This window comes from Xylocopilactobacillus apicola (assembly GCF_033095985.1).
Lineage (GTDB): Bacteria > Bacillota > Bacilli > Lactobacillales > Lactobacillaceae > Xylocopilactobacillus > Xylocopilactobacillus apicola.
Map to the genome: position 1 here is coordinate 1,848,547 of NZ_AP026802.1, position 26,628 is coordinate 1,875,174.

Genomic DNA, 26,628 nt, shown 5'->3' on the forward strand with positions numbered 1-26,628 from the left:
TGAAAAATACGTCCACATTAATTAATCAATTTCTTTCTTATCTGTCAAAATCTTATATTCACGTGTATCCATTATCTTATCTCCTACCTAACAGCGGTAAATTATGAGATTCAGAAAACATTATTCAATTACTTTACCTTCCCAGAGCTTAAATAAAATTCTGTTATATTTCCGTCAGCAGTTTTAACGATGATAGTTTTTTCATCGGATAAAGAATAATCATCTACGATATCTCCAAAACCCATTTTCCATAAAAATATTCCGCTTTTTTTATATACTAGAATCTCTAATTCACAAATACATACCACAAATTCGGAGCAAGAATCTGCTAATATCTCATAGAGGGGGAAAGATAGACTGTTACTAAATAATTTGTTTCTGTTTTGATAACTGATACATTCCAGCTTCTGATTGATTCCAAAAAAAACGGTCTTCGTCTCAGAAAACATCTTTATTTGCGGTTTTAAACCAATATCAAAATAACTAAAACCAACTTCAATTAAGCTATTTTTTTCTTTTACAAATTCATTGTCTTCTGATGGATTTTCACTAAGCAGAAAAGCCTCTTTACTTAAATTATCCATTAAATCTCGCCCAGAGTCATAAGTCTTGGTTTCGAATATGTCCATTAATAATAATTGCTCTCTGATTACAAATTTAATAAATTCTACTATTTATTACTGTTGATACTTTTATTTTTTCCCTGGTGAATGAAATCTTTATTTATTTGGATTATACCATTTTTTGCTGAAATAACGCATTTTATCTCTTTAATAATCTCCACATCTTCATCACTTCATTTCTAATTTGTTCTTCGCTATAGTAAACATTGGGTATTTTTAAATCTTCTGGATCATCAGAAAATCTAGCGGAAATATCTGAAATTTCTCCAAATATCTCATATTCTCTCTTTGACAGTTCATTGTAATCAATTTCCAAATCAAAAATCTTTTATCCCAATCTGTCTACTTTGAAGCATATTTAACAATTCATATAACTGTTCCTTTTCTGACATGGCTTTCTCATTCGGTTTAACAATATCTTGTATCAATTCAAGAGTTTTAAAAAGCCAGAAACCGCAATTTCTAGCTCCCTTCGAAAGTTAATGTCGATTAGCGAAGAGCTTTAAATTACAATAAATTATTTTTCTCTTTACGTAACCATTTTATGTGATCATAAATAACTTTATGCAAATTTTTATCAGTATAAAATTCGCTCAGAGTTAGTTCATTATTTACTCCTTGATATTGATACGGCTTGTCGACTGGTGATTCCAGTTTTAACCAAAATTCAGTTATTTCTAATAAAGCATCAATGCCATCCTTATCAAAAAGCTCCCTTATTAAATTGTTGACTAAAATCCATCTCCATCTAAAGTAAGCTTTTAAATCTTTTCTTTCAGAACTACTAACCAAACTAAGATATTTGTAGATTTCACTTTCGTTATAGGGTGCGGTTAAACTGCCTAAATCCCACAAATACTGATTATTTTCATTTTCATGTTTCGACAAGTAGTTTAAGGTATATGTAATCACCACATCATCATCAATTATTGCCGGAAGATAAAATTTGTTACTATACCCAAATCTACCTATTTTTAATTCACTCCAGCTAAAAGGAATTTTGCTTTTTTTAAATTCATTTATCCAATCTGTCATTTTATTGGTCCCCCGTTACTAAGAAATATTCTTTGAGTGACTCTTCCATCCTGTACTATCCACTCAAATCGCCCAATTACTCCGTCCTGACTTCCTTGAATCTGATATAATTTTGCGTTACCAAGATCAGTTATTTTAGCAAATCCAGCGTAGTTATCAACAATATCTGGAAAACCATGTGTCAGCGGTGCATTAGGAATCTCTTTAATTATTATTGTGCTTGTTTTTACTGGAGCTTTTCTGGTGTGGGAAAATTGGTTGACATACAACTCGAGTTTTCGTATTAATTCTTAGATATAAAGTAATTTTTACACTGGATTTGATCTTTTCAAAAATATTGGCAGCATTGATAGCCTTACATAAGAAAAAATTGGCTTAATCAATGATGACTTCTATTGCTTTGCATTTATTAAAAAATCGTCCACTTCTTTTTTTGTTGCGGGAATCATTTCATCGGGTCTCTCAACGAATTCTCCATTTTCAAACGTTGTTAAACAATTATCACATGTCTCGTAAATATGATTATGATCAGTGGACGACGAAATTCTGAGATTTGATTCTTGGCAGCTTGGACATAAATAATCAGTCGTAAATGTTGCAATATTCCATATCAAATGAACTACGTTTCCACAAATTTCTTTATTAGAAGCCTTAGACAATTTTTTTGAATATGATAAAAACAAGCCCACTAAATTATCTTCTGTGGTCCCTAAATAAAAATCATTTGCATTGAATTTCATTATTTCTTTCAATGTACATTCATAAACATATCGTTGAAAGACTTTCCTATATTTTCGAATGAATTTAAGTATCAATTCAAAAGAAAGAACCATCTCGTCATTATCGGATTTTTTGTATATTTGAATTATTTCTTCTCTCGTTGTTAACCTCCTAGAGTCTTAAACAAAATCCTAAACTGCCTCTACCAAATAATCAAACATCTAATTCGACCATCTAATAATATCAAATAACTTTTTTGCTTTTTATAATATAAATAAACGTTTTTAGGTTCAACTTTACTCGTGTATGCTCCTCGTCAACCCCATGATCTTCGCTTACTTTATCGATTATTAATACTTCGTTTTCAAAACTGGAAATTAAATATTGATTGCCGTCCAGAAACAATCTGTTGTAATTTTTAGCATCATATAGTTCGTGCTTAATTTTTTTCTTTTTGTCTTTATTATTAGCCTTAACGAACTCTATTGTATTATTAAAATTCTCCTGATCTTCTGGGTCAATTTCTGACATAAGAAAATCTTTGATAATATAAAGTTTATGTTTGTCTAAAGAACTCAATCCACTGATAACATCATTATCCATGTTTCACATTTTCTCCCACTAAATAAGCACTCCTACTGGTTAGCAAAACCAATTGATCAATATCCTTCTTGTTGGTAGTTTTCATATTCCGGCATAGTGATCTTCATCGATTTTTAGGTGAATTTTTTCACCAATTTTGATTAACCCATTCCACTCACAAATTCCATCAGCACTATCTATGTAAGAAACCACGTCTTCGCTGTTTTCTGGGATCTTATAAATTGAACCTTTTAATTCTTTAATAATATACTTAATATCTCCAACGTCATATTTATCATTGGACAAGAAAAGAATTCTATTTAAAATATCATTTTCCATTTCGATTAAATTTAAATAATTTTTCTGAATTGAAGAAGACAATAGCCACATATTCAATAAATCCTGTTTACTCAAATCTGGTAAATTTTTAAATAATTCGACATCAGCATATATTACTTCAAGAAACGTTTTAAATTCATCATCACTAAAAATTATTGGTACGTATTTGTAAGTATCTTTCAACATTTCAGGAACTAACGGCACCACGACTATAAAATCCTTGCTATATTTTAATTCAGTTTCAAAATATTGATTTGTGCCGTAGTTTAGTCGCAAAACAATTTTGCCGTTTTTATTTAAAATTAAGCCCAGCAAGGATCCATTATGAACCAAAGTATTATTCTTATATATTTTGATCCAATCTTTATACTCTCCAGATACCGAATAATGATATTTTGTCATTTTATTTCTCCTCTACCTAACAGCGGTATATTTTTAAAATCTGGTAAATCGTAAAGTTCAGAAAACCTTTTCCAATCTATTTTAGGAATGAAAGTTCGATGAATAATTGTATTGTTTTTTACTGTTATATGATAGACGCCGTTTATCCCATCAATTGACCCTTTAGCTAAATATTCAATTCTTCCATCGGATCTATAAACAATCGGATTAGATAAGATATCCTGATTTAAAGCAGCAGGAAAGTCATGATATAAAGGATCAATTTTTGCTTTTTCTATTACACTGCTACTATTTTTAAGGTTACCAAAGTCAACCTGATCAACACCCTTTGCTGCTTTACCATTTATCGGTTTAGCACCGCTGATCTCGCCAATCTTTGCGTGTCCAATTTTCCCTTTTGATAGTTTAACACCTTTGCCTGCGTATCTTAAACCCGCTACGGATCCTATGGTCATCAAACCTGATTTTTGTGCAAACCATGCTACTGATTCCACACCTGCACTGATTTGTGTGCCTACACGCCAACATTCGGCACCTGATGTCGGGTTAAGTAATTCTTCCCGTCTCCTTTTCTTCTCGCTGCTTGGTCTAATTCTAAAAGCTCTTCCCAACTAATCTCTTTGTAAACTCCCTTTAATTCTTCGCCGTGCTTCTTAAGAAAGTCCTCTAGTTCTTGATCAAAAATTCTTTCCCCATTTTTATCAATAAACCAATTAGTCGTCACTTTATTCGTCGATGGATCTTTAAACCGCCATGCGTATACTTTATAGGGCTTTAGCTTTTCCATCATCGACTTACGGTGTGCTTCTTCTTTCGCTTTCTGGAAGTTTTGAATCGTATTTGCCCAATCCAAATTATCTGGGATCAGAAATACTCCTCTTATGCCGTCCCACGATGTTTTCGTCTGCTCCAAGCCTTGATCAACTGCTTGCTTTAGCACATCAATATCTTTAAAGATTGTCGAGGACTTCGCATTGAACGCCCTTAACTTATCCAATAAAATCTTGAGTTTCTCTAGGGTCTGTTCATATCCCGAAATCATTAGTTGGGTATTGGCTATTTCACGTTCTTTGATTAACGCTGGCAGAGAATTATTTGTTGTCGATACTCCCGGCAATCCTTGGACTGGAACATCTGATATCTGGTTTAGAATACTTTTTGCACTGCTGATTAAAGTTTTCAGCTCAGCGATCTTACTTTCAAGCTCGGCTTCATCTAAGTCTCCGTGATCTACTTCAGCCTGATACTGATCTGGAAACTTCTGAACTGCCTTTTCTACTGCTTCGGCTAGCAGCATTCCACCTTGTCCCAGTGGCTTTAAGACTTTATTGAAGTACGCTCTGGCTGACTTATAGGCTTCGCCTTTTAAAGTATCTGTCGTCAACAAGAAATCATTTATTGCAGATTGTAGATTGCGATAATCTTCAATCTGTTTACGACAGAGAGCCCTTGTACTTGCTGCTTGGGCTTTGGAAGCCCCGACTCGCATTCTTATACTCATTGGCTTTCCTCCCTCAGAGCTTGTTTCTTAGCGGAAGCCACTTCATCTAGCTCTGTTTCAAGCTGGCGATTCATTGACCTTAAATTTGTTTCGTAATCACTGAAGCGTTGTCTAGTATTGCGAGCTTGTCTGGCTTGATCCTCTCTCATTGAGTTGAATATATTAGCTTGATCACTTTCCCTAAATTCAAAGCCTATCTCTTCAAAGAAAAAACTAAGAATTTTCAAATACATTCTTAGCTTGTATACTACTTAGACTAGTCTTCTTCCCAATCGTAAGGCTCTTCTACTGGCTCCAGGGTCTTTGCTTCTTCCAAGCTCATTTCATTTGCCTCATCGTAGCTCAAACTTAAAATATCTTGGTGATTCTTTTCAAAACCTTCAACGCCAATCCATGTTTCTCCCAGGTCCTCACTAATCACTCCATTCGCTGATTTAGCGAGCTCAATCACCATGATGTATAGTGCTCTTTGGTCGACGGTAAGAATGTTGACATGATCGGTAACGATGCGAATCAAATGATGACTTTTGGAATAGTAGGTATTTATATTTTCATGATGAAATTTACTATGATCATTATTCCATTGGCTGTTATTTAACCATTTGTCATCAGCTAATGACAAATAAACATCTTCCTGTAAGCACTCATCATCTCCAATATGGGAAAGTTCTAATTCTTTACCATTCTTTTCTTTAAACCACATCCTTTCGGCTAACTCTCGATAACCGATTGTTATTTTTGGTTTCTGACCGTTTTTAGTTTTTATATAAATTCTCACAATGTAATACTCTCTATTTCGTTTTCAACCAGATAAATTCTTTCCTTTGTTATCTTTCGTTAAATTTCAGGAGCAATCGCAAAAAACCAAAAAACACCAATTATAACTCCTTGATCTCCGTATTTTTAATCATCTTCCCAATCATATGGCTCTTTGACTGGCTCCAGCGTCTTTGCTTCTTCCAAGCTCATTTCATTTGCCTCATCGTAGCTCAAACTTAAAATGTCTTGGTGCTTCTTTTCAAAACCTTCAACGCTAATCCATGTTTCTCCCAGATCCTCGCTAATCACCCCATTCGCCGATTTAGCGAGTTCAATCGCCATGATGTATAGTGCTCTTTGGTCAACAGTAACAATATCTACGTGTTCGGTTACCAATCGAATTAATTTCTGAACTTTTGAATAATAAGTATATATATACTCTTTATAAAAATCACTATCATCATCATCCCAGCGCTGATCATTCAGCCATTTGTTATTAGCCAATGTTAAATAAATATCTTCTTGTAAGCATTCGTCATTTCCAACATGAGAAATGCTAAGTTTACGGTCTTTTTCTTCTTTATACCACATTTTTTCGGCCAATTCCCAGTATCCGATTTTTATTTTTGGTTTCTGACCGTCTTTAGATCTTATATAAATTCTCACAATACAATACTCTCCCTATTTAGTTTTCAACCAGATAAAGGCTTTCCAGATGTTATTTACCAATTGGTTTATCTTATTTTTCCCTAGAAGCCGTTTTGTACTTTCAGGTATCAGATCATAAATACTGCTTTTATCAGTGATTTTTTCGAATTTTATTTCATCATTCAATCTTGAACTCTTTCCTCCGCCTGCCTGAATCTGGATCTTGTTATTTGAATCTGGTTCAGCATCTACTCTTATTTTATATTTATGATTACCGATCCTACCTTCAATTGGCTGACCAAAAGTCTTGCTACTTGGCCGATCTCGGATTGTCATAATGTTGCCCTGGTAACCTTCTTTAAGGCTATTCCATCCATCAATTGTAACTGCCGCACCGGCAACTGCAACTGCTCCATTGGTTGCTATGGAAACAGCTCCTGCCAATTCCGGAACAAATACTGTTGCAGTTCCACCAGTAGCTACTTCAACTATCCCAAAAACACCAAGGATTCCCACTATGCCTGTAATTGTTGCTACTTCGCCACTTGCCATTTTTAAGGAAGTACCAGTCAAAAATGCAATACGTTCCAATGCTTCTTTTGTGGTATTTATTTTTTCTTTTATGTACTCCAAATCTTCTTCTAACTTGATTTCATTATAGGCGATGGTAGCTTCCTGGTCTAATTCTCCATTACGATACACTAAGTAATCATCAACACCGTCTTCATGTTTAATAACTTTAACGGAAAATTTATCGGCATGTTCTCTTTCATACTGTTGCCAATGGGTCTGAATCGTATTTGCCCAATCCAAATTATCTGGGATCAGAAATACTCCTCTTATGCCGTCCCATGATGTTTTCGTCTGCTCCAAGCCTTGATCAACTGCTTGCTTTAGCACATCAATATCTTTAAAGATGCTTGAAGACTTCGCATTGAACGCCCTTAACTTACCCAACTTGATCTCTAGTTCTTTGATTGTTCGCTCATATCCGGCAACCAACAATTTATTGTCTGCAATTTCTTGCTCTCTGAATAAGGCGATACTTGTAAAGTTGGGGCTCATTACTCTTAGTGAATTTTCTGGAAAAGACAGCTTAGTCACAATGTTTTGGGCTTCTTTCATCAACTGTCTAGCCCTGGCAATCTGGCCTTCAAGCTCTGCTTCATCTAAGTCTCCGTGATCTACTTCAGCTTGATAACGATCCGGAAACTTCTGAACTGCCTTTTCTACTGCTTCAGCTAGCAGCATTCCACCTTGTCCCAGCGGTTTTAAAACTTTATTGAAGTACGCTCTGGCTGAATTGTATTTATCTGGGTTTAAAAAAGCCAGAAATCACACAATCGCAATTTCTAGCTTCAATCTTGACTATTATACACCAAGACTTTTCTTTACTTCTCCCAATAACGGTAGTAATAGATCTGCCCGGTCTGGATGTTCTGACAAAATATCCTGAATCTCCTCAGTCAAATACTCAAAAAACGTTTCAAAATCTACGTAAGCCATTTCATTAACATCTACCGCTGGATAGGTTAGTTCAACCAGCACATGATGGTCATCTAGTGGCTTGGGTAAATTTTCTACATCTTCCTCGTCTAAATCCTTCATAAATGTTATCCCCACAACCTCTTCACCGTAGCCTTCTTTTTGAGCAAACCATTTCATTGCTCGCACTATTCTCCCCTCGATAGCTCCCAAATATGTCCACATCAATGAATCGATCCGTTTCTTGTCGGTAATAACTTTATAATCTGTATATTGATCGTATTCCATTTTTTAGCTCCTATTTCTTTATATCTTTCAATACTTCTTCAAACGTCGGATAAAAGTTTTTAACTTTTCGATTAATTTTTTGATTTTGGTTTAGAAAACCTACAAAATCCAAATCATCTAATTTTCCTACTACAGATTCCCCTTCAACTTTATGGTATCCATTCTTTAATGCCTTTTCTCCCCACTCATACATTTCTTGATCACTAATAATTTTTGGGTCGTAAATTGTTTTAGGAAACTTTATCTTTCTGTATTTTAATGGGTAAGATATATTTCCTGCTTTATCTTTAAGTGGTACTTGATACCAAATTTCATAGATACCTTTGACCTTGGGGTGTGGGGTTTTGGAAATTATCAAATTTTCGGGTTCTGTTCCTAATCCTCTCAATCCCTCCATAAAGTCATCTAGATTATGTCCACCTTTAAAACCTCGTTTCTTATCAAAACCTTCGACATTCTTTAAGTGATTTTTTGCACTACTTTCAAATCGAAGGTTAGCTAGTCTTGGAAGTTCTATTGAACTTTTTCCTGAGATTTTGCCATTTATCGGTTTAGCACCGCTGATCTCGCCAATCTTTGCGTGTCCAATTTTCCCTTTTGATAGTTTAACACCTTTGCCTGCGTATCTTAAACCCGCTACGGATCCTATGGTCATCAAACCTGATTTTTGTGCAAACCATGCTACTGATTCCACACCTGCACTGATTTGTGTGCCTACACGCCACCCTTTCGGCACCTGATGTCGGGTTAAGTAATTCTTCCCATCTCCTTTTCTTCTCGCTGCTTGGTCTAATTCTAAAAGCTCTTCCCAACTAATCTCCTTGTAAACTCCCTTTAATTCTTCGCCGTGCTTCTTAAGAAAGTCTTCTAGTTCTTGATCAAAAATTCTTTCCCCATTTTTATCAATAAACCAATTAGTCGTCACTTTATTCGTCGATGGATCTTTAAACCGCCATGCGTATACTTTATACGGCTTTAGCTTTTCCATCATCGACTTACGGTGTGCTTCTTCTTTCGCTTTCTGGAAGTTTTGAATCGTATTTGCCCAATCCAAATTATCTGGGATCAGAAATACTCCTCTTATGCCATCCCACGATGTTTTCGTCTGCGCAAGTCCTTGATCAACTGCTTGCTTTAGAACATCAATATCTTTAAAGATTGTCGAGGACTTCGCATTGAACGCCCTTAACTTACTCAACTTGATCTATAGTTCTTTGATTGTTCGCTCATATCCGGCAACCAACAATTTATTGTCTGCAATTTCTTGCTCTCTGAATAAGGCGATACTTGTAAAGTTGGGGCTCATTACTCTTAATGAATTTTCTGGGAATGACAGCTTAGTCACAATGTTTTGGGCTTCATTCTTCAACTGTCTAGCTCTGGCAATCTGGCCTTCAAGCTTGGCTTCATCTAAGTCTCCGTGATCTACTTCAGCTTGATACTGATCTGGAAACTTTTGCACTGCCTTTTCTACTGCTTCAGCTAGCAGCATTCCACCTTGTCCCAGTGGTTTTAAGACTTTATTGAAGTACGCTCTGGCTGACTTATAGGCTTCGCCTTTTAAAGTATCTGTCGTCAACAAGAAATCATTTATTGCAGATTGTAGATTGCGATAATCTTCAATCTGTTTACGGCAGAGAGCCCTTGTACTTGCTGCTTGGGCTTTAGAAGCTCCAACTCGCATTCTTATACTCATTGACTTTCCTCCCTCAGGGCTTGCTTCTTAGCGGCAACAACTTCATCTAGCTCTGTTTCAAGTTTGCGATTAGCTGCTCTTAGACTTTCTTCCTGCGCGCCAAGATGATTCTTAATATTCAGCATTTGGCGGTGGTGTTCTTCTTTTAGAGCGCCAAACACGTTAGCCCGATCACTTCCTCTAAATTCAAAGCCTATTTCTTCAAAGAAGCGATTGGCACGTTGAAAGTGCTCATCATACGATTCTTGGAGCTGGCGAACTTTTCGCATTGTTTGTTCCACGTTCTCTGACTCAATCCGCTTATCGTGTTCCGTTTGTGTTAATTCGTCGTATTTACTCATCTTCGCCACCCCGCTGCCTCGAATAACTTTTGGCTAATTTCTTGGTCCGCAGCTTCAAAGTCTTTTGCGACACTACGTAGGTGTTGCGATGCACTATTCACTACTTGACTAATCTTTTGTGCCGAATGTTTTGTTGCCGCAATCGCCTTATGAGCACTAGCGTTGCCGAGCATTTTCGTGTCTCCGTCCTGATTTACTGACGAAGAGCTGTTTAAGTTATCGGTAGCCGTCTTGATTCTTGTTGCTTTATTACTAGCAACGTTAAAATCGGTTAGAATTTCATTCATTTCGATTCCTCCTGCATTCTTTATATTTTTAACTTTAACATAGTCGGAATACAAAGACAAAATTTTGCAATTAAAGAAAGTTCGGAATTAATAATCAGTAATTTTTACTTGATTTAGAATCACTATAAGCTTTTTTGCACTAAAAAAGCATCAGCTTTCTAAGATCTGATGCTCTTAAGTTAGTTAGGTATTCCATTTTCTATTGAGGTACATGAATTGCATACCTCATCTTTTCATTGTATTCCATTTACGAATAAATATCACTCATTCAACTTCTACATTTAGTATGTTTGATCAAATTTTATACGTAATGATTAATAATTTGAGCTAATAGTTCAACCGAATCACCGTCGGTGCGCGAATTATAATAATCGCTAAATCTTTCATCGGCGAGATACATTTGGACAATTCCCCGGTGAAAGTTCGAATCGTATTTGGGATAAATCAACTTGAGCCATTTTTGGTGACTCAAAAAAGCATCCATTGCAACTGGACTATCCAAATCCACTACTCCTGGCTCCTTTAGCAAAATATTTAAGTCCTTGATCAACTGCTCTTCCGCTTTTTTCCAGGCGTCGTATTTTTCTTTGCTCAAATTTGCAAAGTTATCATTAAACTGCTGCAATTCTTTCTCCTCATACTTATCCCGCAACTCTTCACCGTAGAGCCTTTCATTCTCCTGCAAATACTGAGTTTTCAGCTCCTGAAATTTTTGATCATCTGTCATCGATTGTTCTCCTTGATAATATTTAATCGCCTCACTGAGGCTGGCATTCAGGCGATTTAACTCCTCAACTTCCTGGCGAAGCCAGCGCTGATGAGTCTTTAAAGAATTTACAACGTCATAGTTGGGATTTTCCATGATTTCTTTAATTTCTGATAACTTAAAACCTAAACGGCGAAAATAAAGAATCTGCTGCAGCAGATCAACTTCTTGCTCAGTGTAAATTCGGTAATATTTCTCTGTTGTCAGCGCTGGCTGCAAAAGCCCGATCTGATCATAATAACGAATCGTGCGGGCGCTCACCCCTGAAAGTTGTGCCAACTGCGATACTGTATATTGAGTCATTTTTCCTCCTGCCAAAATTACTTTAAACGTTGACGTAACGTCCAGGTCAACATTTTTTTTAATAAAAACGTTATCTTCATTCCTCCTCTTAAAAAACTGGTAAAATTTACTTATATTAACGAAGAGGAAGTCTTAAAAATGCAAGAAATTAACGGATTAACTAACGAAGATGCCGCCGCTAAACTAAAGAGCGAGGGATACAACGAAGTTCCCGAAGCGCCATTTAGTCTCAGCAAACAAATTTTAAAAAGACTTTGGGAACCCAACGCTTGGATTCTAGAAGCAGCTTTGTTCGTTGAAATAATTCTCGGCAAATGGTTTCAAGCTGCCTTTATCGTAGTTTTGCTACTTTTTGCCGCAACCAACGGCGCTTTTCAAGCACGTAAAGCGCACCGCAACCTTAGCTCCCTGTCACAAGATTTAACAATCAAAGTATCGGTTCTCCGATCAGGCAAATGGATCTCAGTTCCCTCTCGGGAGCTGGTCTTAGGAGATGTTGTCAACTTGCAACAAGGAAACATCATTCCCGCCGACATGAAAATCTTGCAAGGAAGCCTGGAAACTAATGAAAGTAGTATCACAGGCGAAGCGAACTCCATTAGCCATCACGAAGGCGATCTAATTTATTCAGGAACTGAAATTCTTTCGGGTCAAGCACTCGCCACAGTTAGTGCGGTGGGGCTTAACAGTCGAGCTGGTAAAACAACCAGTTTATTAAAAAATACGACTGCTCCTGGACATTTGCAAACCTTACTAAGTAAAATTATCGGCTACCTAGCCTTGATCGATGTTATTTTAACAGTCATTATTCTCGGGGTTGCGCTCATCCGGCACCAAGATATTTTGAGCTTAATTCCTTTTATCGCGATGCTTTTCATTTCAACGATTCCGATCACGATGCCATCAAGTTTTTCGGTGGCGAACTCGATTGAAGCCAAAATTCTCAGTACCAAAAATATTCTGGTTAGCGATTTAGCTGGGATTCAAGACGCCGCAAATTTAAATGTTTTGTTATCAGATAAAACTGGCACGATCACCAATAATCGCCCCGAAGTCGTCGAGTTCCACAACTACTCGAAATTTTCTGACTCTGATGTTTTGGCGCTCGCAAACGCAGCTACTAATCCACGTCAGCCCAGCGTGGTCGACAAAGCGGTGCAAGCCTATGTGCTCAACAAAAAAATCGACACTTCAAAACTCCAAATTAAGGAAGTGACTGATTTTGATCCGAAATTTGGTTACTCTAAAGCTGTAGTTAGCACTGACCAGGGTGAGCAAGACGCTTGTCTCGGCTCATTTAGTATTCTGGCAAAGAAAACCAACTTCACCCAAGAAACCAATGCCAACATGGGTGCAGGTCGTTCAGTTGCCGTCAGTTTAGGCGATCAACTGGTGGGACTTTTTATTCTCGAAGATCAGCCAAGAAGCGATAGCCCTGCCGCAATCAAGGCAATTAAAGACCGCGGGGTGCGCGTGATTATGATCACCGGTGACAACCAAGTTACCGCCCAAACCGTAGCAGCTGAGGTCAACCTTGAGGGCAAGATTGTTTCCTACGACGATTTTATCAAAATGGATAGCTTTGAAGGTATTGCTGGCGTGGCGGAAGTTTTGCCTGAACACAAACTTGCGATTGTCAAAAAGTTCCAGCAAGCAGGATATATTGTTGGAATGACCGGCGACGGAGTTAATGATGCCCCTGCTTTGAAACAAGCTGAGGTTGGAATTGCCGTTAACAACGCTGTCGATCTCGCTAAGCGTTCTGCACGTTTTATTTTAATGACACCAGGACTTGGCAGCATCGTTGAAATTCTTGATAGCGGGCACCGAGTTTATCAGCGCATGATGACTTGGACGATCACCAAACTTGCAAGAGCTGCTGAATTGATGATTTTACTAACACTCGGATTCTTGACTTGGGGCGTTGAACCATTGACTTTAAATGCGATGATCCTGCTAACGCTTTTCAACAATTTGGTCACAATTGTTTTGGGTACCGACCGCACGACGATCACTTATCACCCGGAAACGTGGGACCTCAAGCGGCTTAACAAGCTGGCGGGAGTTTTCGCAATCGGCTGGAGCGCTATTGGATATGCGCTAATGTGGTACGTTAATGACCTCTATCCTCACCAAACCGAGAAGAACAGCACGATCATTTATCTGTTCTTGATTCTCAGTGCCCTCATGATGATTTTAATGACCCGAACCAAGAAACCGGTCTGGCGCGATTATCCTAGTAAATGGGTCGCTGTCGCAATTAGCGGTGATATGATCGTTTCATTTATCCTGGCTTATTTTGGAATCATGATTGCAAAAGTTTCGCTGGGCTGGATGGCTGCGGTCTTACTTGGCGTCATCGTTTTCGGCACCATCCTCGATCTTTTCAAATTACTATTTTATAAAGTAGAAAAAGTCGGCTAATTCAAAAAAAGTAAATCAAAAATCATCTCAAATGTAGCGCATTATTTACCTTTTATCAGTTTATGATATAATATCAGTGCAGGTTTTATCACGCTGTATACTCGTGGAATCGAACTAGCGTTTAAGCGACATGTAATGTCGTCGACCCATGAGGCCACCACCTTCGGGTGGTGGTTTTTTTTGGAGAAAATTATGAACATTTATGTGTATTCAGACGAATCTGGCGTTTTTGATAAAAAACATAATGACTTTTTTGTTTATGGTGGAATAGTAATTTTTACGACAGAAAATCATGAAAACTGGAAAAGAAAATATAAAAAGGCCGAACAAACTATTAGAAAAATAGAGAAATTGGACAAGGACACCGAAGTTAAAGCAACGAATATCAGCAATAAATCTAAAAACAAACTTTTTCGTTCGTTAAATAAGATTGAGAAATTTGGAGGAATAATTTATCAGCCAAAAGTCCTTGATAATATTTTCGAAAATAAAAAATCAAAGCAGCGCTATCTTGATTATATTTTTAAAATTTGTGTAAAACGCAAATTTGAAGACCTTATAAATAAAGACATTTTGAACCCTGAAAATGTTGAAAACATTTATTTTTTTGCCGATGAGCATTCTACTGCAACAAATGGAAAATACGAATTAACAGAAGGCCTTGAACAAGAATTCAAGTTTGGAACGAACAATTGGAACTACTCGAAATTTTTTCCCCCAATTTTTCCATCAATGAGCTCTATTTCCTTAGACTATTGCAATTCTCAAAGAAAAATATTAATCAGATCTGCTGATATTATTGCAAATAAATTGCTTTATAGCGCTAAGAAAAAAATAATTCCCGATCTACAGAAGGATAATTTTATAATAACAACATTTCCAAATAATTAACATCATTGTTTATTTCACTTTCGATTAACGAATTATAAACTGATTAACCATTATTTGCTTCATCTATTCAAAAGTTACTAATAAACTGTATTGTATCTTAAACGACTCAAAAACTTATTTATGTACTAATAGGATCAAATGTATGAACACTAAAGAAATCTCTACTTTACAAGAAATGAAAAATATTTATAACAAAGAATTAAAAAAACTTCAAGTAAATGAAGAAAATAATTATTTTTATTGGAAACAAGATCGTTTTTTAGATATTTGGATAATACATTACAAAAAATCCTATAAAAATATATTTTTTGATGATTGGATTGGATTTGCCTATAAAAGCATTAAGTCAGATAAACTACATCTATTAAACATCGATGATGAAAAAACTCTTTCGCTCAGATACAGTAATGCCTTTGGTTCAAAAGAAATACTTGGTTTATTGATCCAAGACGGAATTTTATCAATAGATTTAGAAAACGCAAAACTAATTTCTTCAAGCCTTCAAGGAAATCGAATTTTTCCACAAAATAATTCAAATAAAACAATTGTTGAATGCGCAGCTACTGATTGGGTTTATTCTTTTTTTAATGCAGAGTATACGGAAGCAACAAACAAATTAAATACTACTGAAACTCAAATTAATTTTAATTTTGAACAAAATAAATTTTTTGTGGATCAATTCGAAATACCTAAAATTATAAATACTATTAAAGATCCCGAATTTAAAGATGAACTTACTGATTCTCTCTGGGCTTATGAAAAAGGGCATTGGTTTCTTGCTGCTGCTGGATTAGGTACTTGTCTAGAATTCATATTAGATTTAACCGTTGTTAAGCATTATGGTAGGCCAAAAAGTTTTCCTAATGATCCTACCTTATCTGATTATCTTAATCAATTAAAACAACCTCCAATATCTTTAAATATTCGCGATGTTAAATTTTTAAAATCAATATTTATGCTCCGTAATAGCGTAGACCATCATAATAAAGGTAAAACTTCTAAGCAAATGTGTGATAGTTTATTAGGAGGAATTGCTCACGTTTTTAATGAATATTATCAGAGTGAAAAATGATAATATATAAATTAAACATATAATTATTGTTTAGTGAAAGCTTCTAATGATCCTAATCCACAAAAAGAAATTAGAGTTAAAGTTACCAAAGATCAACGACCCTAACATCTATAATAATGTTTTATGACTAAATGATAAAAGATTTATGAATATTGCTACGTATGCAAAAAACTGTAACCTTAAATAAACGGACGCCGCTTCATTAATTGGTATTAGATTAAAAATACCGGGTAAAAAGATCGACAAATTTACTGGACGAGAGTTTAAAATAGTAAATTACTTGCTTGATACGAATATACCAATAAATTTAGAACGACATTATCCTAGAAGTATTTTTCCAAGTGTTTGGAATTTATTTAAAAATAACGTTTCACGAATTTTAATGATTAATCGGATTTACGAAGAATCCCGTACTTCACGCTATCCCAATACTGATCTTGCCAGTATCGAACTTTTCTAACACAGGCTTCTTGCTTCATTCCTAAACTTTCGGCTAAATGAATCATCCGGGTATTGCCTGACCAAGTTGTAAGTCCCAAATGCGGTAGATCGGTAGTTTTCCACAATTGATCAATCCACTTACTTAAAGCAGCTTTTCCGATTCCTTTTTGCCACTGATGGCTTTGATAAATTATAATTCCAACTTCAAGCCAGCGTTTTAAATCGCCGTCTTCATAGTAAGCCGTCACACATCCGATCATCTGATCATCAACCATAATTACTTGAAATAATGGATTTTCATAATAATAATCGTCGTTTTAAAAAACTTCTAAGCTTGGAAACTGATCATTAAAATAAGGTGCGTCCCACTTTTCCATTCGATCACTAAATGCCGGTTTCCAAAACTTGGCTGCTGGATGTTTATTTTCATCGGAAAATCATCCTAACCTTTATATAATTCATGATTTAAATCGACTCCAAAAATGTAAAAAGTATTATCAATTCTTTTACCTATTATTCGTGATTTTTGAGAAAGTCTAATTGAAAAGAACGATTTTCCAGCATGGTCCTCTCTTTTCTTAAGAAATTCTTGAGGTACAGGTTTATTAGCTAGTTTTCCCTTAATTTTTCTTGGATCAAGGAACTCTACACCGCTAGCAGCTGGTAAATTTAAAAATCCAACTAGAGTTCTTTTATTAATATCTACTAATTTTTTCACAAGTGCTCGATGATCTAATTCATTATTTTCAAAATTATATTTTGATTCTGAAAATAGAAAGGAAAAGTTCCAAGAAATTCTCAAATCGTTCGCTTGCCGCAATTCTTCAACCCAATGAATCTGAGTTTCATTTTTTTGTACTTTTATTGACATATAATGTATTCTTTAAAATAATTTTTAATCTCTTGATTATCAATCTTAATCCATTCTTTATCTTCGCAATAGGATTTTTCCCATGGTCCTTTTTGATCATGCGATAACTCTCTTAGATAACTAGCTGTATATTTCCCATACTTTTGCCATGTAATATTCAAAACCTCGGAAGCACTTTGATCAGTTGAAATTAAATCAAAGTTATCTGCTAGTTCAATTGCCCTTTGATCTGAAATTTGATCGGTCAACTCTGGCAAATATTTCCCACGGTACTTTTCTCTAATTCCTTTCACAACAGGACCGTGTTTAAAAGCATAGATCTGATCATCGAAAAGTCTTTTATCATGTACTGCCAAGCAGATTCCCTGAGCAAAGTACATCAATTTTTGTAGTTTCATATTAGTAATTGGTTCAGCACTATCATCTAATCTTAACTCAGCTCGATTTTGAGCAATAAACCAATCGGCAATTTGCTGGCTCCTGTACATGATTTTCTCCTTAAACCTTTTTCTAACATTAGTATATCATACCAAAAAAGCCAGCCTCCCGGCTGACTCTTAATCAAAGATTTCTTTCGCTAAATTAAATGCTGACCAAGCTTTCGGCCACCCAGCATAAAATGCCAGATGAGTGATTAGTTCGACCATCTCATCTTTAGTGACGCCATTTTGCTTTGCGATTTTCATGTGAGATTCCAATTGCGGAAATAATCCTTGTGACATTAAACTAGCACAGGTAATCATACTCCGATCACGAGGAGACAACCTATCTTCTCTTGACCACACTTCCCCAAATAAAACATCATCATTTAGCTCCGCAAATTTCGGGGCAAAATCTCCCAATCGTTCACGTCCAGCGGTTTGTTTTTTCATTATTCAACTCCTTCATATTCTTCATCTGTTACTGGCTCCAACCACTCAGGCGTCCCAGCGGTAATTGCGATATGTTCAAACCAGCTATCTTTGGTCGCTCCATGCCAATGCTTAACTCCGTCATGAGTTACGACGACGTCTCCAGGCTTTAAGTGACGTGCGGGCTGACCCCATTCTTGATACCAGCCTTCACCACCGGTTACTAGAAGCAGCTGAAAGCCATCGTGGTGAATGTGCCAATTGTTCCGACATCCCGGTTCAAAAGTAACATTTCCCACCCCGACGCTAACTTCAGGGTCACGAACTAAATTTGCTAAATAGCTTTGACCAACAAAATATTGGGCATAAGCATCATTTTTGTCACCAACTGGGAAAATTACCCCATTCTTTACATCTTCATTTTTTGCCATATCGATACACCTATCAGCGAAAACGGGCTAAGTAACGTTCAAAATCTTCATCATCAGGAATGCTTCCAGCCATTTTCTCCGCATACCAATCCATTTTACGATTAAGTACTGTTAAGTTCTCCTCAACTTGCGCTATCTCGTCGAGACATTTTTGCTTCACTTCCCCCAGCAACTGCAGACGCGCAGGAATTGTCGCGTCACCTTGCGCCCTAAGTTTAACGTAAGTTTTTAACTGCGTGATTGACATGCCAGTTCCCTTTAAATGAAGCAAAAATGCTACCCAGCGGCGATCCGTTTCGTCGTAATAGCGCCGATCTGCCTCATCTCTTTTTGGTTTAACTAGACCTTCATTTTCGTAATAGCGTAAAGTATAAGGCGACAATCCGACTTGCTGGGCAAATTCACCGATGCTATATTTTTGCGTTACTTCTTCCATTTCGCAATCCTTTCTTAACACTTAGAGTTTACTTCTTAGAGCATACTCTAAGTCAAGGAAAAATTTCACTAGTATGCTTTACAAACTAGTAAAAATATTTTACACTACTGGTATGCATTACAAACTAGTAAGAAAGGAGCATTGATGAACCATAAACTCAGCACTCAGCTGCTCAAAGGAACCTTGCAAGGAGTCATGCTAATGATTCTGGCCCAGGAACCGGAGTATGGATACGGACTGAGCACCAAGCTCAATCATTACGGCCTCAGTGAAATTCCCAAAGGTACGATTTATCCACTCTTGGCGACCATGGAGAAAAACGGGCTGATTGAGGGCAGAATGAAACCTTCCGACGAAGGACCCGATCGCAAATATTTTTTTATTACATCAGCTGGTCAAGCAGCCAAAGCCGATTTCATTGAACAGTGGAATCAACTGGCCGCAAGCGTCACAAAATTAATTAACGAGGAATCAACCGATGAAAACTAAAGATTTGATCAACCAAAATAACCAATTACGCAAACAATTAAACCAAGAAAATCAAAAATATTACGAGGATCTGTTGTTGTACATGCGCCTAAAAGGCCTGACTAAAAACGAAAGCGCACTTGAGCGTCAGCTCATGGAAATCCTGCAAGATCTGATCGATGCCCAAAAAGATGGGGTCTCAGCTGCAGAATACTTCGGCAAAAATCCCCAAGAGCTGGCTGATCAAATTTTACAAGAAACTCCGCTGCAGCCTACCTCATTGATTAAACTCATTTTAATTGTATTTGCCACAACTGTTTTAACTTCAATTCTTCCTGCCCTGGTTAGCGTCAAAACCCCCGTGGATCTCGGAGCAATGCTCATAAATGGTTGCTACTTTGCACTCCTCATTGTTTGTTATTTTAAATTTTTAGGAGAAACGATCTACCAAAAGCGATCTGAATTTTGGTCCATCATTATTAGCGCTGGCGCCATAATCCCAGGATTTCTAATTCCCATTTTTGTTAAGACACCCCTGCACTTCAAACTTAACGACTGGTTGGGTATTGTCATCATTCTGATTTTATTAACGGTCGGATTGATCAAATCTAGCAAGGAAATCTTGGCCTGGCCGATGCTAATGTTCGGCGTCGGAATCGCTCTATTAGCGATTGCAATGAGACTTCCAGTAATTGGTAATTTTCTAAACGAAACAACAACTGGAAAAACAATAATTACTGTAACTTTTACTTTTATAACACTTCTTTTCTATTTGATGAGTGCTTTTGTCATTAAAAAAGATCGTAAATAACTGGTCGTTCAGTTAGAATTAGAAAAAGGAGTCTTTAAATGAAACAATTACAAATCCATGATCTCTCTAAAAAGTTCGACCAAAAAATTATTTTCGAAAATGCTAACTTCGATTTTTCCCAAGGGCAAATTTATGGTCTTTTAGGGCGAAACGGTTCGGGTAAATCAACGTTATTCAATCTAATTGCCCGCAATATCCCCTTCGACGCGGGCGAAATCCAGATTGACTCTGATGAAGGGGCAGGATTAACTGGTGACTATCCTGATCTCGCGGTCGAAATGGTTTATACGCAGCCGCATTTGCCTAGTTTTATGACTGCGAGAGAATTTGTTACTTTTTTCACTCAAATTAACAGCCAACGGCTAATGAACGTGAACTCATCGCAAAAACCGCGCGAGTATCTAGAACTGGCTGGGCTAAGCGCTGATGATGCCAATAAGCTTTTGCGCGATTACTCACAGGGAATGTTAAATAAACTGCAACTGGTTGTAGCTTTAATGTTGAAACCGCCGGTTCTATTACTAGACGAACCGCTCACGACCGTTGATGTAGTCGCGGCCCACGAGATGCAGCAGCTCATTGTCAGCATGAAGCAAGATTCAGTCATCATTTTCTCAACTCATATCATGCAGCTGGCGCAAAATCTCTGCGATCAAGTCGTCTTGTTGCACCATCAACAACTTGAAGAACTTCCAGGGCTCGATCTGCACTCCGAAGCTTTTGAAAACGCCGTAATCGAAAGGTTAACTGATGAAATCAACGATGATCAAAACTAACATCTTCGCCTACCAAGTCAAAATCGCCGAGTGGGTCAATGGATTTTTGTATTTTGTCCGCCGGATCCCTTTCATCGGCCGACATATTACTCCTCATGTTTACCGCTATCGTCCGCTCAAAAAATTTCTGACGGTCGTTTGTGCGATTTTCCGTTTCCTGATGCACTTATTCTTTGGCGGTTTGACCTTTCTGATTGCTCTCCTCGGGATGCTGTTTTATTCAGATTTCATTTTGAAACGCGACATCGCAGGATCAACCAGCACCGTGCTAATTTGGCTGATCTTAATTTCTTTGGTCGAATTAATGCCGCGTAAATATCTCATTGAGAATGACGCCTTAACACTGATCGATAACTTTCATCTTGATCAAAAAAATACAATCCAAGCGCTCACTCTCGGAGTATCCCTGCGCAAAAACCTCACTGCTTCTTTGATCCCACTCTTATTGATCGGGCTAATAGTCCAAAACTTCTGGCTGGTTGTAGCTTCAACTGGCGCTTATGCCTTCCTTCTTGCCTGGAATCAAGCCAGCTCACGTTTTTGGTGGCAACTGCAAAATAAGAACAAACTGCCAATTATCCTCTATGCTCTGATCGTTTACCTGACCCCGCTGGGCTTAGTCCTCTTTGGTCAGCTAGAAAATCTGGCTACGTCTCTATTCTCTCCCCTTGGCGCTCTGATTAGTTGGCTGCTGGCGGTGCTTTGCGTTATCTATTGGCTGAAATTTCCCGCCGAAACTCAATTTATCAGCCACATGAACCAGATGAAAAATAAAGGAATTCAGTTAAAATTAGACGACACTGATCAATATTTCGCAAATGGCCTCAATTTAGAGAAAAGCCTTCGTCTTGAGCCTACAATGCAAATTTCTAAAAAAAGTTCAGGCAATAATTACCTCAACTCCCTTTTATTTGCGCGGTTTCGCCCCGAGCTCAATAAAATGCTTAAACTGCGCCTTTTATCGATCGCGGGTGCAGGGGTCTTAATCCTAGTGAGCTTAGTCGTTTTTAATCGGATCCACCTTCTAGGAACAATAAAAGAAGAACAACTCACCAACATCTACGGTATGCTCTTCTTCCTTTGCTACCTTGCTTCTTTTGGCCGACCAATTGTTCAGCTCCTCTTTGTTAACTGTGACGCCGCAATGTTATATTATCCTTTTTACCGCCAACCCAAAGCGATCTTAAAAGGCTTCTTTTTCCGTTTCCGCCAAACCATTCTTTATAATGGAATCATTAGCGGATTGATTTTCATTCTATTTCTGGGGCTCCTAATTGTCCCCGCAATTAAGGTTTCTGTTCTATTTTATTTCGTCCTCGCTCTTGAGCTAGCTGGCCTGACTCTATTCTTTTCCTTTCACGAACTTTTTATCTACTACCTTCTACAGCCATTTACAAGCGACTTAAAAGTCGTGAGTCCGCTTTATAAAATAATCGACGGCGCAATGTATTGGATTTCCTATCTTTTCTTACGCGAACATTTTTCTGGTTATGGCTATGCAATTTTCATTGCAGTTTTCACTTTAGGATACGTTTCTATCGGCACCATGCTGATTTATTTCTTGGCGCCCAAAAAATTTCGAATTCGCGCCTGAGCTCTACTGCTTTTCTGTTTTTTGACCAGTTGGAAAACCATCTCCCGGATTTTGCTGCCGCAAATTATTCATTAAAGTGTTACTCCGGATAATTTGAACCACCTGCGGATTGCGCACCAAATCCGAATGATCAGAATTGTTACCAGTCACTGTAATTAGAGTGTAATTTTTCACCTGATCTTGAAAAATAAATTTTCCTGCTTCCACACTTTGCGACGGAACAATCCCATCATCGGTATAATTTTTAGTTCCGGCAATCGAATAAACGATTAGATTTTTTGGAAGCGACTTGCGATCTTCCACCATGTTATCAAGCATCTGAGTCCTTTTTTCAACGTCAGTTTCACTAAAATTGTATGGGGTCCCGATAGTAACAAGTGACTTAATATCCAAGTTATTTTCATTAAAATATTTTTCAAGGTAAGTTGTATATATAAGCCCCCCGTTTGAATGGCCGACACCAGAAAAATTGTTAAAGAAGTAGTGGGAGCGCAGGTATTTCATTGCGAGACTAAACCAGCGCGCCTGCTTTTTTATATTGTTATAACCATCAGCGTTATTTTCAAAGCCGACTACAAAGAAAGGCTGAAGATCACGCGGTGATAATTTACCAGACACAACTAGATTATCATTCTTCTTCACTGTAATTTTTATAATACTATGCTTGTTAGTTTGACTGTTAAACTCTTCAAACAACTTATCAAAACGGTCAACCGAAGCATCACTTCCTGGGATAAAAATCACGGGCGACAACCGGGAATTATGAATATCGCGAGCTGAACTAACGTTACTGCGCATCCAATTATAACTAGGGATCGCCATTCCCAGAAAAATTATTAAAGTTCCAAAGAAAATCCCAATATATTTTATAGTTTTCATTCTTTATTTCTTTCAAATTGGTGATAATGTTCTAAGATTTTTAAAAATGGAAAATATACAGCGACAGAGGCCAAGATACACAAAACACTGACAAACAATGCAACCCAATTACCATTGGTGCCAAGAAATCCCAACAAAAAACTCGGGGTCGTTTGGGGGACTCGATAAACCGCGGGCGGCATCCACTTAAAATTGATGAAAATCCAAGCAATTGCCATACTAACAAGCGGCGACACTAGATAAGGGATTAACAAAATCGGATTAAAGAGAATCGGAATTCCAACCATCACTGGAGAATTCACCGAACCAAGACCAGTGGGAATTAAACTTAGCTTCGCCACTTGCCGCAAATTTCGCTGGCGGGAAAAAAGTAAAATCGCAATGATTAAACCCAAAGTTAACCCCGTACCACCAAAATTGCCATAAGTTTCATACATGGTGTGCAGAGTTACCGGATTTGGGACTCCAAAAAGATTTTTATGAGTCAGCGCATAATCTAAATTAGCAGCGCTAGCGGTACTATTAACGCCCATCGTCACCGAAGTAAGAGAAACAGAAAATCCCACAAAAGAGAGTAACCCATTAACTAACGAAATAAAGTAAATAAAAACCATCGTGTGCTTAAATTTGGACACTGGCAAATTGACTAAGTTTGTAAACAAATTGGTTATATTTTTTTGTGATGAAAGATTAAGGACATAGCTTAAGAGCGCCGCTGACATCAATATAACTGTGATTGGAAATATTGAACGGACACCATCATGATCGTCGCGGCGACTTTGCCAAATTCGATTGCGTGTCCAAACTAAAAAGTGATAGTAATAAGCAACTCCCAGCCCTGTCAAGATCCCGATAAAAACATATCGAAAATCAAAATTGGTGAGATATAGTAAATTTCGATTATCTCCCGTCGAGTTATCCAGCAGATTATAATTAAAATTAAGCAAAAAAGTCACAAACAAGCCGCAAATACCAACGATATTATCATCGTCATGAAGCAATTTTGCCAAAAATTTAGCTGAAACCAACGTAGCCACAAGAGCCGTCATGCTAACTGTTACTATTTCAAGTCCATTAAACATAATGCTGAGTTGATGATAAAACGGGAACCATTTCTCAACTTGATAAACGCTCGCAAAAAAACCATCGCGCGTAAACACGGCCTGGTGTATATACTTAATAAAACTTCCTAAGAGAATAAAAGGAAAAAGAGTTGAAAAAGTTTGCATCACTGCTTGATAAGGTTTCAGGCATGCAATGCGATGATTCAGTCGAACGGTTTTATCCGTGATCTTACTCAGCAACCTCAATATACTTACCCATCTTTCATTATGTAGTGATATCATACACTAGTTTAAGCTGTAGTTTCAGAAATAATGTAAATTTTTACCTAAAAAAATCTGACAAAAAGTCAGATTAGTAATCAACCCCAGCTCCAAGGGTCTTCGCGCCAAGTCAAAAGTTCTTTTTTCTCTTCGGGAGTTAAAATTTTTTCTTTTTGCGCCTCTTCAATTAGGGTCGAATAATTCGTTAAAGTCGCAAGCGGCAGGCCTGCTTCCGTGAAATTTTTATTTCCACTAGGCAGTTCATAACTGAAAATTGCGGCAACTCCTAAGACCTCATAACCGGCTTGCTTGAGCGCTTGTGCAGCTTTTAAGACGCTACCACCGGTAGAAATCAAATCATCAATTAAGACAATTTTGGCATCTTTTGCCAAATGACCTTCGATTTGCTTGCCTTTACCGTGATCTTTTGGTTCAGAGCGAATGTAACAAAGTGGCAATCCCAGCCGATCAGCAACGCTTGTCGCATGAGGAATCCCGGCTGTCACCACGCCGCCAATCGCACTCACATTCGGAAATTTTTCAACAATTAAGCGTGCCAGCCCGCAAGAGATGTGCATTCTAACATCTGGATAACCAATCGTGAGCCGATTGTCCGTATAAATCGGTGCCTTAATCCCGCTAACCCACTGAAATGGTTCATTCGTTGACAAAGTCACTGCTTTTATCGTTAAAAGGTCCCGTGCAATTTGTTGTTCAATATTCATCGTTTACTCCCTTCGAAAATCGCTTTTAACTGCCTTATACGCGGCTAGCGGATCACTAGACCTTGTGATTGTGCGACCTACCACAATTCCGTTACTACCTAAGTCATGTGCTTGAGCAGGGGTCACCACTCGCGCTTGATCGTCTAGTGCATCACTTTGCAGCCTGATTCCCGGATTGATGCTCAAAAAATCTTTTGAAATTTGTTGATGAATTTCTGGTGCTTCTAAAGCTGAACTAATGACCCCATCAGCTCCAGCAGAAGCTGCCAATTGGGCCAAATGCTTGACCGAAGCCTCCATCGAACACTGATCATTTTGCAGCGTTTGATGCATTGCCTCTTCATTCATCGAGGTCAACTGAGTGATTGCTAGAAGCTTTGGTGTCACCAAACTGGCCTCTGCCGCACCCAAGAGCAATCCTTCTTTAGCTGCTGCGATCATTTGGGATCCACCTAAACCAGTAACTGTCGTCAGCTCAACTCCCAGCTGACCAATTTGCTTCATTGCCTGTTTTACAGTGTTCGGAATATCATAAATCTTTAAATCGAGGAAAACATGCAATCCTTCGCTACGTAAGTATTTAATTAACCCTGGACCTTCTCCATAAAACAATTCCATGCCAACTTTAACCCACAAATCCTGCTCACTTGCAAAATGTTTAAGAAAGTTAACGGTCTCTTTAGCACTGACAAAATCAAGTGCGATAATTACTGGATTATCCATCTTATCCTTTCTGCTCAAAAAAAGAACCATGGCGACCTCGTGCCAAAGCCCTTAATCAATTTTATGGCCGCACGGGACCCGTTTTTATTTGTATCAAGGTTACGCTATTAACTAATTTTGGTCAAGAAAAAAATA

Annotated in this window: 34 protein-coding genes and 1 pseudogene; 7 read left to right on the plus strand and 28 right to left on the minus strand. The window is 37.5% G+C overall.

All coding sequences use genetic code 11. From position 1 onward, the window contains the following. Positions 1-128: 128 nt before the first annotated feature. The 18 genes from R8495_RS08915 to R8495_RS09000 form a co-directional block, all read right to left on the minus strand. Positions 129-584: a hypothetical protein gene (locus tag R8495_RS08915; RefSeq protein ID WP_317635126.1), complete on the minus strand. Its 456-nt coding sequence runs from the start codon at positions 582-584 to the stop codon at positions 129-131. A gap of 546 nt (positions 585-1,130) precedes the next feature. Beyond that, positions 1,131-1,658: a DUF2247 family protein gene (locus R8495_RS08920; protein WP_317635127.1), complete on the minus strand. Its 528-nt coding sequence runs from the start codon at positions 1,656-1,658 to the stop codon at positions 1,131-1,133. After that, the gene (locus tag R8495_RS08925; protein WP_317635128.1) at positions 1,655-1,927 is read right to left on the minus strand and encodes a hypothetical protein; all 273 of its coding nucleotides are present in this window, start codon (positions 1,925-1,927) and stop codon (positions 1,655-1,657) included. The genes R8495_RS08920 and R8495_RS08925 overlap by 4 nt, the downstream gene beginning before the upstream one ends. A gap of 123 nt (positions 1,928-2,050) precedes the next feature. Next, complete coding sequence (locus R8495_RS08930) at positions 2,051-2,398, minus strand: hypothetical protein (protein ID WP_317635129.1); 348 nt, start codon at positions 2,396-2,398, stop codon at positions 2,051-2,053. A 223-nt stretch (positions 2,399-2,621) separates the two neighbouring features. Further along, positions 2,622-2,981: a hypothetical protein gene (locus R8495_RS08935; protein WP_317635130.1), complete on the minus strand. Its 360-nt coding sequence runs from the start codon at positions 2,979-2,981 to the stop codon at positions 2,622-2,624. A gap of 81 nt (positions 2,982-3,062) precedes the next feature. Beyond that, positions 3,063-3,701 (minus strand): hypothetical protein, encoded by a 639-nt coding sequence (locus R8495_RS08940; protein ID WP_317635131.1) that lies wholly within the window; start codon positions 3,699-3,701, stop codon positions 3,063-3,065. Continuing rightward, positions 3,698-4,312 carry a hypothetical protein gene (locus tag R8495_RS08945; protein WP_317636653.1) on the minus strand — a complete coding sequence of 205 codons (615 nt, stop codon included), beginning with the start codon at positions 4,310-4,312 and terminating at the stop codon, positions 3,698-3,700. Before R8495_RS08945 ends, R8495_RS08940 begins: the two co-directional genes overlap by 4 nt. Beyond that, positions 4,216-5,202, minus strand: a complete 987-nt coding sequence (locus R8495_RS08950) for an LXG domain-containing protein (RefSeq protein WP_317635132.1) — start codon at positions 5,200-5,202, stop codon at positions 4,216-4,218. The genes R8495_RS08945 and R8495_RS08950 overlap by 97 nt, the downstream gene beginning before the upstream one ends. Then, positions 5,199-5,435, minus strand: coding sequence for a DUF3958 family protein (locus R8495_RS08955; RefSeq protein ID WP_317635133.1), 237 nt, complete (start codon positions 5,433-5,435; stop codon positions 5,199-5,201). Before R8495_RS08955 ends, R8495_RS08950 begins: the two co-directional genes overlap by 4 nt. 23 nt (positions 5,436-5,458) lie before the next feature. Next, positions 5,459-5,980, minus strand: coding sequence for a hypothetical protein (locus tag R8495_RS08960; RefSeq protein ID WP_317635134.1), 522 nt, complete (start codon positions 5,978-5,980; stop codon positions 5,459-5,461). 125 nt (positions 5,981-6,105) lie between these two features. Further along, positions 6,106-6,627 carry a hypothetical protein gene (locus tag R8495_RS08965; RefSeq protein WP_317635135.1) on the minus strand — a complete coding sequence of 174 codons (522 nt, stop codon included), beginning with the start codon at positions 6,625-6,627 and terminating at the stop codon, positions 6,106-6,108. 15 nt (positions 6,628-6,642) lie between these two features. Further along, positions 6,643-7,860 (minus strand): hypothetical protein, encoded by a 1,218-nt coding sequence (locus tag R8495_RS08970; RefSeq protein ID WP_317635136.1) that lies wholly within the window; start codon positions 7,858-7,860, stop codon positions 6,643-6,645. A gap of 120 nt (positions 7,861-7,980) precedes the next feature. Next, positions 7,981-8,382, minus strand: a complete 402-nt coding sequence (locus tag R8495_RS08975; protein ID WP_317635137.1) for a hypothetical protein — start codon at positions 8,380-8,382, stop codon at positions 7,981-7,983. Positions 8,383-8,392: 10 nt separating this feature from the next. Then, positions 8,393-9,436, minus strand: a complete 1,044-nt coding sequence (locus R8495_RS08980) for a CdiA family toxin C-terminal domain-containing protein (protein WP_317635138.1) — start codon at positions 9,434-9,436, stop codon at positions 8,393-8,395. A 150-nt stretch (positions 9,437-9,586) separates the two neighbouring features. Beyond that, positions 9,587-10,078, minus strand: coding sequence for a T7SS effector LXG polymorphic toxin (locus tag R8495_RS08985; protein ID WP_317635139.1), 492 nt, complete (start codon positions 10,076-10,078; stop codon positions 9,587-9,589). Beyond that, positions 10,075-10,419: a DUF3958 family protein gene (locus R8495_RS08990; RefSeq protein WP_317635140.1), complete on the minus strand. Its 345-nt coding sequence runs from the start codon at positions 10,417-10,419 to the stop codon at positions 10,075-10,077. Before R8495_RS08990 ends, R8495_RS08985 begins: the two co-directional genes overlap by 4 nt. Then, a complete protein-coding gene (locus R8495_RS08995; RefSeq protein ID WP_317635141.1) occupies positions 10,416-10,706 on the minus strand; it encodes a TIGR04197 family type VII secretion effector in 291 nt (96 codons plus the stop codon). Before R8495_RS08995 ends, R8495_RS08990 begins: the two co-directional genes overlap by 4 nt. Before the next feature lie 301 nt (positions 10,707-11,007). After that, positions 11,008-11,775 carry a MerR family transcriptional regulator gene (locus R8495_RS09000; protein ID WP_317635142.1) on the minus strand — a complete coding sequence of 256 codons (768 nt, stop codon included), beginning with the start codon at positions 11,773-11,775 and terminating at the stop codon, positions 11,008-11,010. A gap of 138 nt (positions 11,776-11,913) precedes the next feature. Between R8495_RS09000 and R8495_RS09005 the strand changes: the two genes are divergently transcribed. The 3 genes from R8495_RS09005 to R8495_RS09015 all read left to right on the plus strand — a co-directional run bounded on the left by R8495_RS09005 (position 11,914) and on the right by R8495_RS09015 (position 16,162). Next, a complete protein-coding gene (locus R8495_RS09005) occupies positions 11,914-14,199 on the plus strand; it encodes an HAD-IC family P-type ATPase (protein ID WP_317635143.1) in 2,286 nt (761 codons plus the stop codon). Positions 14,200-14,391: 192 nt separating this feature from the next. After that, the gene (locus R8495_RS09010) at positions 14,392-15,090 is read left to right on the plus strand and encodes a DUF3800 domain-containing protein (RefSeq protein ID WP_317635144.1); all 699 of its coding nucleotides are present in this window, start codon (positions 14,392-14,394) and stop codon (positions 15,088-15,090) included. Positions 15,091-15,232: 142 nt separating this feature from the next. Then, a complete protein-coding gene (locus R8495_RS09015; protein ID WP_317635145.1) occupies positions 15,233-16,162 on the plus strand; it encodes a hypothetical protein in 930 nt (309 codons plus the stop codon). Between the two features lie 386 nt (positions 16,163-16,548). Here R8495_RS09015 and R8495_RS09020 read toward each other — a convergent pair. The 6 genes and pseudogenes from R8495_RS09020 to R8495_RS09045 form a co-directional block, all read right to left on the minus strand. Continuing rightward, positions 16,549-17,004: pseudogene (locus R8495_RS09020) on the minus strand (GNAT family N-acetyltransferase); the annotation flags it as partial. Positions 17,005-17,045: 41 nt separating this feature from the next. After that, positions 17,046-17,474, minus strand: coding sequence for a hypothetical protein (locus R8495_RS09025; RefSeq protein WP_317635147.1), 429 nt, complete (start codon positions 17,472-17,474; stop codon positions 17,046-17,048). Next, complete coding sequence (locus tag R8495_RS09030) at positions 17,465-17,962, minus strand: Panacea domain-containing protein (RefSeq protein ID WP_317635148.1); 498 nt, start codon at positions 17,960-17,962, stop codon at positions 17,465-17,467. The genes R8495_RS09025 and R8495_RS09030 overlap by 10 nt, the downstream gene beginning before the upstream one ends. A 69-nt stretch (positions 17,963-18,031) precedes the next feature. Further along, positions 18,032-18,349, minus strand: coding sequence for a carboxymuconolactone decarboxylase family protein (locus R8495_RS09035; protein WP_317636625.1), 318 nt, complete (start codon positions 18,347-18,349; stop codon positions 18,032-18,034). Continuing rightward, the gene (locus R8495_RS09040; RefSeq protein WP_317635149.1) at positions 18,346-18,756 is read right to left on the minus strand and encodes a cupin domain-containing protein; all 411 of its coding nucleotides are present in this window, start codon (positions 18,754-18,756) and stop codon (positions 18,346-18,348) included. Before R8495_RS09040 ends, R8495_RS09035 begins: the two co-directional genes overlap by 4 nt. Before the next feature lie 13 nt (positions 18,757-18,769). After that, the gene (locus tag R8495_RS09045) at positions 18,770-19,192 is read right to left on the minus strand and encodes a MerR family transcriptional regulator (RefSeq protein ID WP_317635150.1); all 423 of its coding nucleotides are present in this window, start codon (positions 19,190-19,192) and stop codon (positions 18,770-18,772) included. A 144-nt stretch (positions 19,193-19,336) separates the two neighbouring features. On the opposite strand from R8495_RS09045, the gene R8495_RS09050 reads away from it, so the two are divergent. The 4 genes from R8495_RS09050 to R8495_RS09065 are packed head-to-tail and all read left to right on the plus strand — an operon-like array spanning position 19,337 to position 22,841. Continuing rightward, positions 19,337-19,681 carry a PadR family transcriptional regulator gene (locus R8495_RS09050; protein ID WP_317635151.1) on the plus strand — a complete coding sequence of 115 codons (345 nt, stop codon included), beginning with the start codon at positions 19,337-19,339 and terminating at the stop codon, positions 19,679-19,681. Further along, entirely contained in the window at positions 19,671-20,471 is an 801-nt protein-coding gene (locus tag R8495_RS09055) for a DUF1129 domain-containing protein (protein WP_317635152.1), read from the plus strand. Before R8495_RS09050 ends, R8495_RS09055 begins: the two co-directional genes overlap by 11 nt. A 38-nt stretch (positions 20,472-20,509) precedes the next feature. After that, complete coding sequence (locus R8495_RS09060) at positions 20,510-21,247, plus strand: ABC transporter ATP-binding protein (RefSeq protein WP_317635153.1); 738 nt, start codon at positions 20,510-20,512, stop codon at positions 21,245-21,247. Positions 21,248-21,293: 46 nt separating this feature from the next. Beyond that, a complete protein-coding gene (locus tag R8495_RS09065) occupies positions 21,294-22,841 on the plus strand; it encodes an ABC transporter ATP-binding protein (RefSeq protein WP_317635154.1) in 1,548 nt (515 codons plus the stop codon). A 3-nt stretch (positions 22,842-22,844) separates the two neighbouring features. Here R8495_RS09065 and R8495_RS09070 read toward each other — a convergent pair whose 3' ends face one another. From R8495_RS09070 to pyrF, 4 genes are all read right to left on the minus strand, one after another. Continuing rightward, a complete protein-coding gene (locus tag R8495_RS09070) occupies positions 22,845-23,720 on the minus strand; it encodes an alpha/beta hydrolase (RefSeq protein WP_317635155.1) in 876 nt (291 codons plus the stop codon). Continuing rightward, a complete protein-coding gene (locus tag R8495_RS09075) occupies positions 23,717-25,024 on the minus strand; it encodes a PTS transporter subunit EIIC (protein ID WP_317635156.1) in 1,308 nt (435 codons plus the stop codon). The genes R8495_RS09070 and R8495_RS09075 overlap by 4 nt, the downstream gene beginning before the upstream one ends. 119 nt (positions 25,025-25,143) lie before the next feature. Beyond that, a complete protein-coding gene (gene pyrE, locus R8495_RS09080; protein WP_317635157.1) occupies positions 25,144-25,770 on the minus strand; it encodes an orotate phosphoribosyltransferase in 627 nt (208 codons plus the stop codon). A gap of 3 nt (positions 25,771-25,773) precedes the next feature. Beyond that, on the minus strand, positions 25,774-26,493 hold the full coding sequence (gene pyrF / locus R8495_RS09085; protein ID WP_317635158.1) for an orotidine-5'-phosphate decarboxylase: 720 nt from the start codon (positions 26,491-26,493) through the stop codon (positions 25,774-25,776). Positions 26,494-26,628: the final 135 nt, after the last annotated feature.